The sequence below is a fragment of the Streptomyces sp. NBC_01077 genome, assembly GCF_045162855.1.
Classification (GTDB): Bacteria; Actinomycetota; Actinomycetes; order Streptomycetales; family Streptomycetaceae; genus Streptomyces.
The window spans coordinates 7,981,323-7,995,647 of record NZ_CP108669.1 but is presented as its reverse complement, the minus strand read 5'-3'; the positions used below and the strand labels follow the sequence as shown (position 1 = coordinate 7,995,647).

The window sequence follows — 14,325 nt, the reverse complement described above, 5'->3', positions numbered from 1 at the left end:
GGCGGGCCGCCGTCAGACCGTGAACGGCCGTTGGTCCAGGAAGGCCTGGTCCGGTGTGCCGGTGAGGTAGAGGTTCGGGCTCTGGGTCGGGGGCAGTCTGTGCTGGATCGCCCGGTGGAAGTCGCGATAGCCGCCCCGGAAGGAACCGTCGTCCCACACCTGGAGCAGCGCCTCGGTGAAGGCGCCGTTGACATCGCCGTCGGCGGCGACCTGGTTGTCCTGGCAGGCCGAGACGAGGAGCACGTCGGGGCCCGGCCCGTCGGTGGGCGCGGACTCGGCGATCGAGCGCCGGAGCTCGGTGTAGAACCCCTGGTCCCGCTCGTACAGCTGCCGCTGCTGGGGTTCGGGCAGGTAGCGGGCCGTGCCGTCGGCCTCGGGTCCGCCGGGGATCTCGATGCTGCTGCCGCTGTGGCAGCAGTCGAAGAGCGAGACGATGCGTACGTCGTCGGCGAAGGCGCGGAAGGCGCGATGGACCTCGTCGTCGAGGAACTGGCGGTCGTAGAGGACCAGGGTCTCGTCGAGCGCGTCGGGCTCGTCCTCGGACCCGGTGGCGGCGGAGCCGTCGGCGTCGGGCAGCTGGCCGCCGTGGCCCGAGTAGGTGAAGAGCAGGATGTCGCCGGTGCCGAGCCGGGCGGCCGCCTCTCCGAGCACGGCGGTGACGTTGGCGACGGTGCCGTCCGGGGTGAGCAGGACGGTGGTTTCGAATCCGGCGCTGCGGGCGAGCCGCGCCATGTCGTGGGCGTCGTTCTCGCAGGCGACCAGGGTGCCGTCCCAGCCTTCGTAGCGGGCGGGGTCGACCTGGTTGAGTCCGACGTGCAGGGCGAGTCCGGTGGCCATGGGGTGTCTCCTGGCGGAAAAGGGAGGGAAGCGGGGAAGCGGAGGGGATACCGGGGGCGTCTGATCGAGTGGCCTGTGGTCCGGCGCCGAGCGCGACCCTCTCCACGCGGTACTTACATCGTATGAACCCTTCCGATCCCCCGCCCCCTCCGGACCCGGGCGGCGCCCGGCGTGACGCGCTCGCCGACCGCACCGGCTACGACGAGGCCTTCCTCGGCCCGGTCGTCCCGCTGCCGCTCCCGGCCCGGGACTCGGTCCGGACGGTGATCCTGCCGTACACCCACTTCACCGTGGTCTTCCGGCCCGACCGGCGTCTCGCGGCCTCGACGGCCGTGTGCATCGAGGGGCGGGAGCTCCTGGAGGACGTAGCCCGGGACGACGTCTGGGAGTTCGATCCCCGGCTGCCCGAGGAGCAGCAGGCGGGCGACGACGTCTACCGGAACAACAGCCTCGACCGCGGCCATCTGGTCCGCCGGCTCGACCCGGTCTGGGGGGCGTCGGCCGTGGCTCTCCGAGCCAATACGGACACCTTCCACTTCACCAACGCCGCTCCCCAGGCGGATGTCTTCAACCAGGGGAAGCAGCTCTGGCAGGGCCTGGAGAACTACCTTCTCGACCACGCCGCCGAGTTCGACCGGAAGCTGACGGTCCTCACGGGCCCGGTGCTCCAGGACTCCGACCCGCCGTACCGCGGGATCCAGGTGCCGATGCGGTTCTGGAAGGTGGCGGCGTTCCTCCAGGACGGGGCGCTGGCCGCCGCCGCGTACATCCTCGACCAGAGCCCCGACCTGAGCCGGGACGCGGAGCGGGCGCTGGCGGGGGCGACGGCCGGCGCGCCGCCGCCGCTCGGCCCGTTCCGTACGTACCAGGTGCCGGTCTCGGACGTCGCGGAGATCACCGAGCTGGAGTTCGGGCCGCTGCCGGACGTGGACGTGATGCCGCCGACGCGGGCACCCGAGGAACGGTGGCGGCGCCTGGAGTCGTACGAGGACATCGTGCTGCACGCCTGAGACGCGCCCGCCCCACAGCGATTGCGGCCGGTTCGGCCCGGTGAAACGATGGGGTCAGATCGGCCGTCTGGCCCGATCTGACACGTCCCGGCGCCGGAGCGACCGGCGCTGCGCCAAGAGCGCCGGGCAGGTGCGGAATGCCGCTCACCGAGACCGAGTGGGGGCTCGTCGCAAGTTGGGTGCGGGATCATCTCCTCGACACCCCGGAGCCCCGCGAACGACTGTCGCACGCCGGGCTGCCGGCCGACTTCGTCGACGATCTGCCGCTCACCCCGGACGCCGACCGGAACGCCCTCCTGGTGGTCTCGGCCGCCCGCCGGGACATCGCCCATCAGCGCCGGCTCCTCGCCGTCCTCGCGGGTCTCGACGCGCTGGCCGCCATCGACGACCCGCACGCCTTCGAGCAGGGCGCCGAGGCCCGCAATCTGCTCACCCGGCTGCGGGAGGACGAGCGGCTGCGGCGCTCCCCGCAGGACCCGTTCGACAGCCTGCTCCTGAAGCACGGCACGGAGGTGTTCCTCGACCGGACCGAGCTGCGCCAGAAGCTCCGGGACTTCGTCGCCGACCCGGAGCAGACGGTGCTGCTCGTCGACGGCCCCCCGGACAGCGGCCGCTCGTACACGTACGAGCTGATCCGCCATCTCGGCCAGCACCACGACTTCCGGCCAGTACGGGTGACCCTGTCCCGCACCTCGACGGCGGCGCTTCTGATGGAGCGGCTCGCGGCCTTCGTGGCGGGTCCCGATACCGAGAGATTTCCGTTGAATCCCACACGGTTGAACGATCCACTGCCGTCCTTCGAGGATGCCGCGCACCGGATCGTCGCCCGTGCGACCGCCGCCGAGGACCGTTTCTGGCTGGTCCTCGACGACTGCGACCGGCTCGACCCGCACTCGGACGTATGGGACGCCATCGGGGTCCTGGCCCGGGCGATCTACGAGCACACCCCCGTACGGACCGAGACCGTGCCGCGCCTGGTGCTGCTCGGATACGCCACGACGATGCGCCAACTCCCGTACGAGATACGGAAGAACGAGTGCCGTGACACGACACGGCTCGCGGAGGAGAGTGATGTCCGAGACTTCTTCCGGGAGTTCTTCACGGACACGGTCCAGATCGGGCAGGAAGGAGCCGTCCACGAACTGACGGACACGGCCGTGGCCGAGGTGATGCGCGCCGTCGACTCCCCCTCGAACGGCGACAGTTACATGCGCCGCCTGTGTACGGCCGTGGAGGACGTCGTACGGCTCCACCGGGCCCTGCCCCCGATGTCGTCACCGGACGGCGAGGCCGCCCACCAGCTGCGGGACGCCCTGCGCGTGAGCCTCACCGCTCCCGCCGCCGCCCTGCCCGATCCGCGCCGCTCCTACCGCGAGGCCGCGTGTCTGCTCCAGGAGTTCGACCCCGCGCTGCTGCGTCTGCCCGGCGAAGAGCGGTCCACCGGGCGGGCCGTCCTGGAACTCGTCGACGACTGCACCGCGCTGCCCTCCCCGGGGGCGACGGTCTGGACGCTCAAGCCCCAGATCCGTGACGCGACACTCGCCGGCCTCGCGGGCCCCGGGGCCGCGCTGAGCGCCCTGCGGACCAACATCGACCTGCGCCCCGACGGCCCCGGCCCGGAGCGCACCGCCCTGGCCCTGCTCACCGGCACGGGCACGGGCCTCCGTCCGGAAGCCCCGCACCCGCAGGGCGGGCCGTCCGTCGCGTCCCGGAACGACGTCGAGGAGCTGTCCGACACCCTGCAGGCCGTGCTCTGGCTCAGCCGGGTGCCGGGGCTGACCGGGCTGCCCTCCGTCGACGACGTCCAGCAGCGCCTGGAGACGGCCCGGCTGCTCCAGCCGATGCACCGGCTGATCCGGGGAACCTTCCACGGCCGCACCGTCGAACTCGACGCCCTGCACGCCTACATCGCGCTCCCCGAGGAGCCGGCGGAGCCCCCCGTGCTCCTCCACGGCATCGGCGGCATCGGCAAGAGCACCCTGCTCGCCAAGTTCCTCGTCGACGCCCTCGCCGCCTCGCCCACCGGATTCCCCTTCACCTACATCGACTTCGCGCGCCCCACGCTCTCCGTCCACGAACCCGCCACCGTGATCGCGGAGATGGCCCGGCAGCTCGGCGTCCAGTATCCCGGGGCGCATGCCTCCTTCGAGGCGCTCGCGGACGAGTGCGAGCGGAACGCGGCGGCACAGCGCGGTGAACGCAACGAGCTGGAGGAGCTCCACCAGCTGTCCGGCACCCGGGCCACGCTCGCCCGCGACTACTCGGCCGACTTCCACGCCCGCGCCAGCGCCCGGGAGCAGGAACTCGCCCGCCGGATCGCGTCCCTGGTCGCCGAGGCCGTCCGGCCTGCTTCCGGCGGGACGGCGCCGCCGCTCGTCGTCGTCCTCGACTCCGCCGAGGAGGCCCAGTACCGCGGCTCCCCCCTCATCTCCCGCATGTGGGCCATCTGGGCGGCGCTGCGGGCGGACTACTCCCGCCTCCGGTTCATCGTCTCCGGGCGCGCGCCCTTCGACCATCCCGCCCGGGTCCTCACCCCCCGCACGATGGAGCTCACCGAGCTCGACCACCAGGCTTCCGTGGAACTCCTCATGTCCTCCGGGGTCGCCGACGAGGCGCTCGCCGAGGACCTCGCCGGCCGGATCGGCGGCCATCCGCTGAGCCTCAGGCTGGCGGCCCGTACGGCGGTCGCCGTGGGCAGCGACGCCCCCTCGCTCGGCGGGCTCCTGCGCGGACTGCCCTCCCGGCGCCGCTACTTCGACCGGCAGGTCGACCAGATGCTCATCCAGGGCACCCTGTACGACCGTATCCTCAAGCACATCGCGGAGGAGGACGTCCGGGCCCTCGTCCAGGCCGGCCTGGCGCTCCGCTTCATCACCCCGGAGCTGGTCCGTGAGGTGCTCGCCGGTCCGGCGGGGCTCGGCGTGGAGACCCCCGCGGAAGCCCGCCGCCTCTACGGGCTGCTCACCTCGCGGCTCGACCTCATGGAGTCGGCGGGGCCCGACGCCATCAGACACCGGGCCGATCTGCGGGCCATCATGCTGCGCCTGTCGGACAGCGCGCGGACCGATCTGATGCGCGCCGTGGACCGCAGCGCAGTCGCCTACTACGCGGCCCGCGAAGGAACCCGGAACCGTGCCGAGGAGATCTACCACCGGCTCCGGCTCGGCGAGAACCCCCGTACGGTGGAGGAACGTTGGGAGCCGGGAGTCGCCGCCTACCTGGGCGGTTCGACGGACCGGGAGATGCCGCACCGGTCGGCCGCCTTCCTCCTCGGCAGGATCGGCGGCCATGTACCCGACCAGATCATGACCGAGGCCGACCAGGAGGACTGGGAGCGGATCGCCGCGCGCGAGGTCGAGGACCTGCTCACCCAGGGGTACGTGGACGCGGCGGCGCAGCGGCTCGCCGAGCGGCGCCCGTGGACGCCGTGCAGCCGGCTCCACGCGCTGCTCGCCGAGACCCTCGCCCGCTCCGGGGGGACGGCCGAGGCGCGGGCGAGCGCCGATCGGGCCGTGGACGGGGCGGCGGAGGCGGGCTGCGCGGAGACCCAGCTCGAACTCCTCCAGCTGTCGGCGCGGCTCGCGCAGGACACGGGCGACTTCGCGGAGGCGGACCGGGACCTCCAGGAGGCGGAGGAGATCGCGGCGGGCCTCGGGCTGCGGTTCGAGTCCCTGGGCGTGCTCGTCGCCCGGTCGCGGCTCGCCGACCTCGCGGACATCGACGCCGCTCCGGCGCGGCAGCGGCTCGCCCGGACGTTGCGCGGGATGCCCGACGCCGACCTGGCCCGGCAGCCGTCCCTGGCCCGTACGGCGGCGGCCACGGCCTGCCCCGAGGACCCCCAGCTCCTGGAGCACACCCTGCGGCTGGTGGGGCTTCCGGCGGACGAGGAGGCGGTGGTGACCGAGCTCGCCCGCTGGATCGACACCACCCTCACCGACGAGCCCGGCCTCCGCGAGCCTCTGGCCCACATTCTGGCGTCGGCGGCCGGCGAGGCAGCCACGGCGTCCCCCGTCGACGCGTCCCTTCTCGACCGCGAGGGCATCGAGCAGGACCTGCGGGAGGCACGGCGGCGCGGCACCCTGGACAGCGTGGCCCGGCAGGTGCTGACGCTCCGGGACGCCAGCGGGGACCTGCTGCTCGGGATCGCCTCCGCGATGGACTCGGGCCCGCTGCCGCGCGGCGCGGCACCGGACGACGTATCGGGGCCGGGGTCCGCACCCGACGGCAGCCCGGGCGGCATGGCATCGGACCCGTGGCCGGGCCCGCGCCCCCGCCGCGGTGGTGCGGGTCTGTGGACGCGCCCGCCGCCGAACGCCGCCGGGGCCGCGCTCCGCAAGGAGCCGTTCCTTCGCCAGCAGGAGCTCGTCCGGGTCCGCAACGCCGCCATGGAGGCGGGGCTCGCCGACCGGGCTGTCCGGCAGGCCCTCCTCAAGGGCATCCCCGGCTACTTCACGGCCACCCTCGAACCGCTCGACGATCCCCGGGAGCAGATCCATGCCGACCTGAACGCGATGAACCAGGTCGAGCGGCTCATCGACGGCCTCGTGCCGCTGGAGATCTGGCTGCACAACACGATCGAGCAGACCCATGAACCGGGTCCCCGCGCCGTCCTGCAGGGCGCCCTCGACGCCGTCGCCCGCGTGATCACCGGCGAGGCGGAACTGCCCGCGGAGATGATGCCCGGGGAGATGAAGGAGGAGATCGTCCTCCAGGACGACACCGTGCCGTACGAGTTCCTGCACGGCGGGATCCGGGCCGGGGCCTCCGTCGCGCTCCTGCGCATCCCCCCGTACGAGTCGGGGGCCCCGCTGCTCCCGTCCTATCCGCACGGCGGCACGGGCTGGATGATCGCCCCCGACCTGCTGATCACCAACCACCATGTGGTGATGGCCCGTTCGTACGAGGCAGGCGTCCGGCCGTACGTGAGCGACGAGGATCTGCGGCTCCAGGCGCTCATGTCCCGCTCGCGGTTCGACTTCGTCGAGAACGCGGCAGCGGCGGCGGAGGCGACGGCCGGTCAACTCGCCGCCTGGGACGCGGCGCTGGACTACGCGATCGTCCGGCTCTCCCCCGACCAGGAGCGGCGCCCCACGCTCCGGGTCGCCACCCGGCCGCTGCTCGTACGCGAGCGGCAGCGGGTCCCGGTCAACATCATCCAGCACCCGGGCGGGCTGCCGAAGCGGGTCGCGCTCCGCAACAACCTCGTCTACCGGGCGGACGAGCACGACATCCTGTACTTCACCGACACCCGGGGCGGCTCCTCCGGCTCCCCGGTCTGCCTCGACGACTGGACGGTGGTGGGGCTGCACCGGGGGACGCGCAAGGTGGACGAGGTCGAGTTCCAGGGCGCCAGGACACGGTTCGTGAACGTCGGCACCCAGATGAGCGGCATCCTCGCCCATCTCCAGGAATTCTCACCGGAGTTGTACGAGGAGATCATGGCCGCCCAGTCGGGCCGTCCGGTCCCGTCCCACGCGACGAACCCGACGGGCCCGGCGGGCGGGCCGAACACGACGAACGTGAACGGGAAGCCGAGGTGAGTGGACCATGCCGAACGGACCACGGAGCGTGTCGCCGGTCGCGACCTCCACCGAGCGGATCTTCGGTGATCTGCGGGAGGTCGCCGCGCGGGTGCGCGGCCAACTGGAGGCGGAGATCGCCGAGTCCACCTTCGAGCTTCCCGCCGACGTGGCGCCGGCGGCCGAGATCTCCCGCTTCGCCCGCGAGGAGCGGGCGCGCGTCCTGGAGGCCGGAGTCAGTGGTCTGGAGAAGCTGGCCGCGCACCGGGAGGACGAGCTCGACGGCGACGAGTCCTTCGGTGTGGAGGCGATCGTCCTCATGGAGGGCCGCCCGGCGATCCTGGTACAGCGCCAGGACTTCGCCCCCCAGCACGACGAGTGGGCGATCCTCGACGGCCAACGGCCCGCGATCCGCGAGTCCTTGGCCCGGGTCGGCCGGGTCGAGGTGACCGGCCATCCACGCCTGGACTGGATCGGCACGGCGTTCCTGGTCGGGCCACGCACGGTGATGACGAACCGGCATGTGGCGGTGGAGTTCAGCCGCTCGGCGAACGGCGACGGCCGGTGGACCTTCGAGTACGGCATGTCGGCGCGGATCGACCCGGCGGAGGAGCTGCCGGTCGCGGGCGAGGCGCCGGGGGCCTCCGTCCCGTACGAGATCACGGAGATCATCGGCATCCACCCGGATGTCGACATGGCCCTGCTGCGGATCGAGCCGTCGGCGGACGGCGCCCTGCCCACCCCGCTCGCGGTCGCCGCGGACGCCCCGGCGAGCCTCCCGGGCCGCCAGGTGTACGTGGTCGGCTACCCGGCCTGGGACGGCCGGCGCAACGAACCCGAGTCGATGCGCCGGATCTTCATGGACGTCTACAACGTGAAACGGCTCCAGCCGGGTGCGGCGACCGAGTTCACGCCGGGCGGCCTGGTGCTGAAGCACGACTGCTCGACCCTGGGCGGCAACAGCGGCTCCCCGGTCTTCGACCTCGTCGACCACCGCGTCCTCGGCCTCCACTTCGGCGGCCGCTACGGCACGGGCAACTTCGCCGTCCCGCTGTGGGAGTTGGTGGACGACCCGCTGCTCGCGGCGGCGGAGGTCAACTGGGTCTAGACCGTGGAACCGAGGTCGGTGAAGGCGACGGCGAACACGCCTCGGGCGGTGGTTCCGTCGGGGAGCCGCCACTCGGCGGTGACCTGACCGTCGGCGCCCGGGTCCGCGCCCGTGGCGGCGTCGAGGACGCGCCGTACGCGCAGCGTCAGGGCGGCGGACGCGCCGGGGGCCCGTACCACCACGTCCGTGTGGTCGGGGCTGTCCGTGACCCGTACGAGCTCCGCGTCGGGGGCGGGTGCCGCACTCTCCACCGCCACCGGCGAGACGGCGACGGTGGGGTCGGGGACGTCGGTCAGGGACTGGGCCTGCGCCTGGGCACGGCCGGTGAGGAGTGCGTACAACTGGGCGGCCAGCACCGGGTCGTGGGCACCGTCATAGATCCAGCGCGTGCCGAGGACGCCGTGCTCGGACGTACCGATGAGGGCGTGCTCCGCGCCCTCCAGCGGGCCCGCGCGGTACGTCATGGGGACCAGGTACGTGGTCGCCTCGTCGCCCTCTCCGTCGGTCATCGCCATGAACTCGATGCCGACCTCGCCCGCCGGGTCGTCGAGCCGGAAGCCGCCGACCCGCGCCGGCCGCACCTCCCCGCCCGTGTGCCACTGGCGGGTGGGGAGCCACGTGGTGAGCAGTTCCAGCTTGGTGGGCTGCATGGTGGTCTGGTGGATGACGGCCATCGTGCGGATCTCCCTCTCGTTCACGGTCCGGCCCACCTCCTCCGCGGCCCGGGCCTCCGCAACGTAACAGACCCCGGCGCGGGGTCACCGTGCGAGCAGGACCGGCCCGGCCTAGCCTGGAGATGGAGTGTTGTCCCCGGCCGGCAGGAGGCCCGCCGTGAGGTACTCACGCACATGCCGCAGGCGCGTCTGCGCGGGAATCGCGGCCCTCGGAATCTTCGCCGCACCACTGGGCGCGGGTACGGCCTTCGCCGCCGAACCACCTGTCCCCGGACCCTACTCGGTCGCCGCACCCGCGGCGCAGGGCGACTTCCCCGAACTCACCCCGGCCGTCGCCGCCCGCCTGGACAAGGCCATCCAGGACGTGATGAAGGAGGCGGGCGTCCCCGGTGTCACGGTCGGCCTCTCGGCTCCCGGCAAGGGCACGTACATCCGCTCCTTCGGTATCGCCGACAAGGCCACCGGCCGGCCGATGACCCCCAACCTGTTCATGCGGATCGGCAGCGAGACCAAGACGTTCACCGTCACCGCCCTGCTCGAACTCGTCGACCAGGGCAAGGTGAGCATCGACGACCCGATCTCCAAGTACGTCGACGGCGTGCCGAACGGCGACAAGATCACCCTGCGCAACCTCGCGTCCATGCGCAGCGGCCTGTTCAACTACTCGGCGGACGAGGGCTTCTACAAGGCGTTCACCTCGAACCCCGATCGCCCGTTCACCCCGCAGGAGTTGCTCGACTTCGCCTTCAAGCACCCGATCCAGTTCCAGCCGGGGGCCGAGTTCGACTACTGCAACACCAACCTGATCCTGCTCGGGCTCGTCGTGGAGAAGATCAGCGGCACGCCGCTGCACGACTTCATCCAGGAGAACGTCCTGGACCCGGCGGGCCTGCGCAACACCGTCTTCCCGACCGACGCCGCGTTCCCCAGCCCGCACGCCCACGGCTACACCATCCAGACCGCATCGGGCCAGGTCGAGGACGCCACCGACTGGAACCCCTCGTGGGGCTGGGCGGCCGGCGCGATGATCTCGAACCTCCAGGACCTGCGTACCTGGGCCCGGGTGGTCGCCACCGGCACCCTGCTGACTCCCGAGACCCAGGCCGAACGCCTCAAGGTCTATCCGACGGCCATCCCCGGTGCCGGATACGGGCTCGGCATCTTCAACATCCAGGGCTGGATCGGCCACAACGGCTCGCTGCCCGGGTACGAGTCGCTGACGATCTATCTGCCGGAGTCGCAGGCCACCCTGGTCGTCCTCCTCAACACGGACGAGCTGCACGACAACAACGAACCCAGCACCCTCTTCGGCCAGGCCATCACCCGCATCGTGACCCCGGAACACGTCTATGACATCCCGGTCACGGCGGCGGCCCCGACCAGCCCCAGCCCCACCAAGTACTGATCCTGCCGCGCCCGCGAGTACCGGCGGATGTGAGGGCACCGACCAGCGGCCTGGCTGATAATGTCAGAAATGCCGCTTTTGACCTGCGACACGTCACCGTGCCGCCGCACAACGGGAGCACGAATGACCGGTGGACCCGAGCCCATCAGCGCCGTCGCCCGCGAAGCACTGGAACGGGAGCGCGACGACCTCCGCACCGAACGCGAGGCCGTCGCCGTCACCCTCCGGGGCGGGGGCGGCGACCAGACGGGCGACCGGGCCGACCAGGCCGACGAACTCGAGCGCGCCACGGAACTCGACCGGCTCGACCGCCGTATCGACGAGATCAACGGGCGGCTGGGCGAGGCGGACGCCGCCGGAGCACCCCGTACCGACGCGGTCGGCGTGGGCAGCACCGTGAAGGTGCGGTTCGAGGACGGCACCGAGGCGACCGTCCAGATCGGCGAGGTCGCCGCCGTACTCGACCGGACGATGGTCACCGCCGACAGCCCGCTCGGCGCCGCGCTGCTCGGCCACCACGCGGGCGACACCGTCACCTACGTGACGCCCGAGGGCCGGACCACGGCGGCCGTGCTGTCCCTCGGCGACTAGCCGGCATGCGGGACGCACAGCCACGGACGGCCGAGGATCCACCGGAACAGGGCGTCCTCGGCCTGAACCTCGACTCCGAGCAGGCCTCCAACGGCCTGGGCCGTACGAGCGACGAGAGCCGCTACGTACGCGAACCGTGGTGGCGCGGCTGATCGCCCTGCCACGTGGGCCGCGTCCCGAGGTGGCGCAGCGCCGACGCCGCCGCTCCGGCGCCGCACATGCCGTGGGCGCCGGGGCCGGGCGGGGTGGCGGCCGAGCAGAGGAAGACGCCGGGCAGGCCGGTGGAGTACGGGTCGAGTGCGGGGCGGGCGCCCAGGAGGAGTTGGGGAACCGACTTGGCTCCGGTGAGGATGTCGCCGCCGGTGAAGTTGGGGTTCGTGGCGGCGAAGTCGGCGGGGCGGGTGACGTCTCGGCCCACGACGCGTTCGCGGACGCCGGGCGCGAAGCGTTCGAGCTGTCGGAGGATCGCCTCCGTCGCGTCGCCGTCGTAGCCGTACGGGACATGGGCGTACGTGTAGACGGGGTGGACGTCGCCGACGGACCGGGAGGGGTCGGCGAGGTACTGCTGGCCGACGAGCACGAAGGGCCGCGCGGGCATCCGGCCCTGTGTCACCTCCTTTTCGGTGAACGCCACTTCGGCGAGCGGGCCGCCGAGGTGCACGGTCCCGGCGCGCCGCGCCCGCTGGTCCGTCCAGGGCACACCGCCCTCGACGGCCAGGTCGACCTTGAAGGCGCCCGGGCCGCGCCGGAAGCGTCGGTACGCGGCTGACACACGAGGCGGCAACCGGTCGCCGTAGAGGTCGGCGACCTGGCCGGGATCGAGGTCGAGGAGGGTCACGTCGGCGGGCGGGAGCTGCCGGCGGTCGGTGATCCGTACGCCGGTGTGGATCGTGCCACCGTGCTCGGCGAGTACGGCGGCCATGCCGCGGGCGATGGACTGCGAGCCCCCCTCGGCGACGGCCCAGCCGGCGGTATGACCGGCGACGATGATCCCGAGCCCGATGGCCGAGCCGAACGGGTCGGAGAGCGGACGGAAGGAGTGCGCCGCCACTCCTGCCCACAGCGCCCGCGCCTGCGGGGTGCGGAAGAGCCGCGCGAGAGCCGTCGCGGACAGGACGGTCGGCAGACCGAAGCGGGCGAGCAGCAGGGGATGCGCCGGGATCCGGAGCAGCGGGCCCATGACGTCCTCGGCGAGCGCGTCCCACCGTCGTACGGACGGCTCCACCAGGGCCCGGTAGCGGCCGCCGTCGGCACCGAGCCCCGCTGCGGTCTCCGCCACGGACCGGAGCAGGACACCTGCCGTGCCGTCGTCCAGGGGGTGGACACAGTCGATCTCCGGCTGCCGCCAGCGCAGCCCGTACCGCTCGAGTCCGAGTGAGCGCAGGGCGGGCGAGGTGACGGCCATCGGGTGGATGGCCGAGCAGTGGTCGTGCAGCAGGCCGGGCAGGACGGCCTCGTGGCTGCGGGTGCCGCCGCCGACCTCCTCGGCGGCCTCGAAGACGGTGACCTCAAGGCCCTCGCGCGCGAGCAGGGCGGCGGCGGCCAGCCCGTTGGGGCCGGCGCCGACGACGACGGCGGAGGTCATGAGGTGGTCTCCAGACCCGGGCCTGCCTCAGCCCGTGACGATCCCGGTGACGAGGTTGATGGTGGTGGCCAGGATACTGACGCCGAAGACGTACGACAGCAGGCAGTGACGGAGGGCGATCGAGCGGATCGTCGTGCTGGAGACGTTGGTGTCGGAGACCTGGTAGGTCATGCCGAGGTTGTAGCTGAAGTAGAGGAAGTCGCTGTAGCGGGGCGGTTCCTGGGAGTTGAAGTCGATCCCGCCGCCGGGTTTCAGGTAGTAGATGTACGCGTAGCGGGTGGCGTACATCAGGTGCAGGGCCGCCCACGCCATGAACACTCCGGCGAACGCGGTCGCGGCGGCGGCGTGGCTCAGGTCGGACTTGCCGACCAGGAGCAGGACCACGATGCCGACGAGTCCGCCCACCGCCGTCGCGACGACGACCAGCTCCTCGACGACGGGCCGGAACTCCTCGCGGCGTACGTTGCGATGGGTGGTGGCGGCGTCCATCGGCCACAGGGCGATCCACCCGGCGACGACGAAGAGGGTCTCCCCCACGGCGATCGCGGAGAGGACGCCGAGGGGCGCGTGGGTGGACGTGCCGACCACGGCGCCGACCGCCGCGGCGACCACCGCCGAGACGGCGAGTCGGGGTACGGCGGAGAGCAGCAACGGACTGGTCATGACGTCGGGTCTCCCGGCTCTCGGGTCTCGGCACTCTGGTTTCCGGGCTGTCGGCTGTCGGCTCTCGGCTCCCCGGACTCTCAGGCCCCCGGGGCCTCCAGGACGACCACGGCCTCGTCCGTGTACGTACGGAAGGTCAGCGTCTCCTGGAAGTACAGCTGGATGCTGTGCGCGTCGTGCCCCGTGTAGCCGATCGCCAGGTCCTGGCCGAGGAACAGCTCGAAGTCGCCGCCCCGGGTGGACAGGACGAAGCCGCCGCTGAGGGCGGGCGCCCAGATCGGGGAGCCGTCGAGCATCCGGCCGAGGTGCGCCGCGATCGGATAGCCGTGGTCGGAGGTCTCGCTGACCGCCCGGTACTCGTCGGCGCCGAGCAGCAGCGCGTACGGGCCGTCGACACCGGCGAGGCGCAGGGCGGTCAGGGCCCGGCTGACGGCGTCGGGGTAGTCGCGCGGATCGGCGGGCAGCTGGACGACCGGGTTCGAGGACCGGGCGCGCAGACCGTCGACGCCGGCCGCCCCGTACCCGTCGAAGATCGTCCGGTCCTCGACGAGCGCCATGGCCCGCGCCGCGTCCTTGACGGGCTGCCAGTCGGAGTCCTTCGAGCCGCGCTCGACGTCGTCGACGGCGGCCCGGTCGACGGTGAACGGCACCCTGAGTTCGACGAGCGGTTTCGCCTCGCGCAGGCGCGCGGTGACGCCGGGGGCGGGCGAGGTCATGTCGGTGAGGTGCCCCGTACCGACGGCGGCGAGTTCCGGACCTCCGGAGTCGGGGACGTCGACGACGCGGCGGCCGGCGACGCTGCAGCGGAAGGTGCGGCGGGCCTCCTCCTCGATCTCGGCCCAGGCCGCCGAGGTGATCGGGGCGAGTTCGCGGTGCAGGTTGTTCGTGTCGGGGCCGTGGTACGGGTCGGTCGGGGCGTCGGGGGTCGTCATG

General features: G+C 72.5%; 11 protein-coding genes. 6 read left to right on the top strand and 5 right to left on the bottom strand.

The window, feature by feature from the left end; all coding sequences use genetic code 11:
- Window positions 1–12: 12 nt before the first annotated feature.
- Window positions 13–837: a caspase domain-containing protein gene (locus tag OG462_RS36065; protein WP_406064339.1), complete on the bottom strand. Its 825-nt coding sequence runs from the start codon at window positions 835–837 to the stop codon at window positions 13–15.
- Window positions 838–959: 122 nt separating this feature from the next.
- On the opposite strand from OG462_RS36065, the gene OG462_RS36060 reads away from it, so the two are divergent.
- From OG462_RS36060 to OG462_RS36050, 3 genes are all read left to right on the top strand, one after another.
- Window positions 960–1,847 carry a DNA/RNA non-specific endonuclease gene (locus tag OG462_RS36060; protein WP_406064337.1) on the top strand — a complete coding sequence of 296 codons (888 nt, stop codon included), beginning with the start codon at window positions 960–962 and terminating at the stop codon, window positions 1,845–1,847.
- Window positions 1,848–1,984: 137 nt separating this feature from the next.
- Complete coding sequence (locus OG462_RS36055; protein ID WP_406064335.1) at window positions 1,985–7,387, top strand: trypsin-like peptidase domain-containing protein; 5,403 nt, start codon at window positions 1,985–1,987, stop codon at window positions 7,385–7,387.
- 7 nt (window positions 7,388–7,394) lie between these two features.
- Window positions 7,395–8,474 (top strand): trypsin-like serine peptidase, encoded by a 1,080-nt coding sequence (locus tag OG462_RS36050; protein WP_406064333.1) that lies wholly within the window; start codon window positions 7,395–7,397, stop codon window positions 8,472–8,474.
- Here OG462_RS36050 and OG462_RS36045 read toward each other — a convergent pair.
- Window positions 8,471–9,148, bottom strand: a complete 678-nt coding sequence (locus tag OG462_RS36045) for a maltokinase N-terminal cap-like domain-containing protein (protein ID WP_406066851.1) — start codon at window positions 9,146–9,148, stop codon at window positions 8,471–8,473. The two genes, OG462_RS36050 and OG462_RS36045, sit on opposite strands and share 4 nt — an antisense overlap.
- Before the next feature lie 157 nt (window positions 9,149–9,305).
- Here OG462_RS36045 and OG462_RS36040 point away from each other — a divergent pair, with 157 nt between their 5' ends.
- From OG462_RS36040 to OG462_RS36030, 3 genes are all read left to right on the top strand, one after another.
- Entirely contained in the window at window positions 9,306–10,553 is a 1,248-nt protein-coding gene (locus OG462_RS36040; protein WP_406064331.1) for a serine hydrolase domain-containing protein, read from the top strand.
- A gap of 123 nt (window positions 10,554–10,676) precedes the next feature.
- A complete protein-coding gene (locus tag OG462_RS36035; RefSeq protein ID WP_406064329.1) occupies window positions 10,677–11,144 on the top strand; it encodes a GreA/GreB family elongation factor in 468 nt (155 codons plus the stop codon).
- A gap of 5 nt (window positions 11,145–11,149) precedes the next feature.
- The gene (locus OG462_RS36030) at window positions 11,150–11,296 is read left to right on the top strand and encodes a hypothetical protein (RefSeq protein ID WP_406064327.1); all 147 of its coding nucleotides are present in this window, start codon (window positions 11,150–11,152) and stop codon (window positions 11,294–11,296) included.
- Here OG462_RS36030 and OG462_RS36025 read toward each other — a convergent pair.
- The 3 genes from OG462_RS36025 to OG462_RS36015 form a co-directional block, all read right to left on the bottom strand.
- Window positions 11,266–12,729 (bottom strand): phytoene desaturase family protein, encoded by a 1,464-nt coding sequence (locus OG462_RS36025; protein WP_406064325.1) that lies wholly within the window; start codon window positions 12,727–12,729, stop codon window positions 11,266–11,268. The genes OG462_RS36030 and OG462_RS36025 overlap by 31 nt on opposite strands.
- A gap of 27 nt (window positions 12,730–12,756) precedes the next feature.
- Window positions 12,757–13,392: a DUF1345 domain-containing protein gene (locus OG462_RS36020; protein ID WP_406064323.1), complete on the bottom strand. Its 636-nt coding sequence runs from the start codon at window positions 13,390–13,392 to the stop codon at window positions 12,757–12,759.
- Between the two features lie 80 nt (window positions 13,393–13,472).
- A complete protein-coding gene (locus OG462_RS36015; protein ID WP_406064321.1) occupies window positions 13,473–14,324 on the bottom strand; it encodes a family 1 encapsulin nanocompartment shell protein in 852 nt (283 codons plus the stop codon).
- Window position 14,325: the final 1 nt, after the last annotated feature.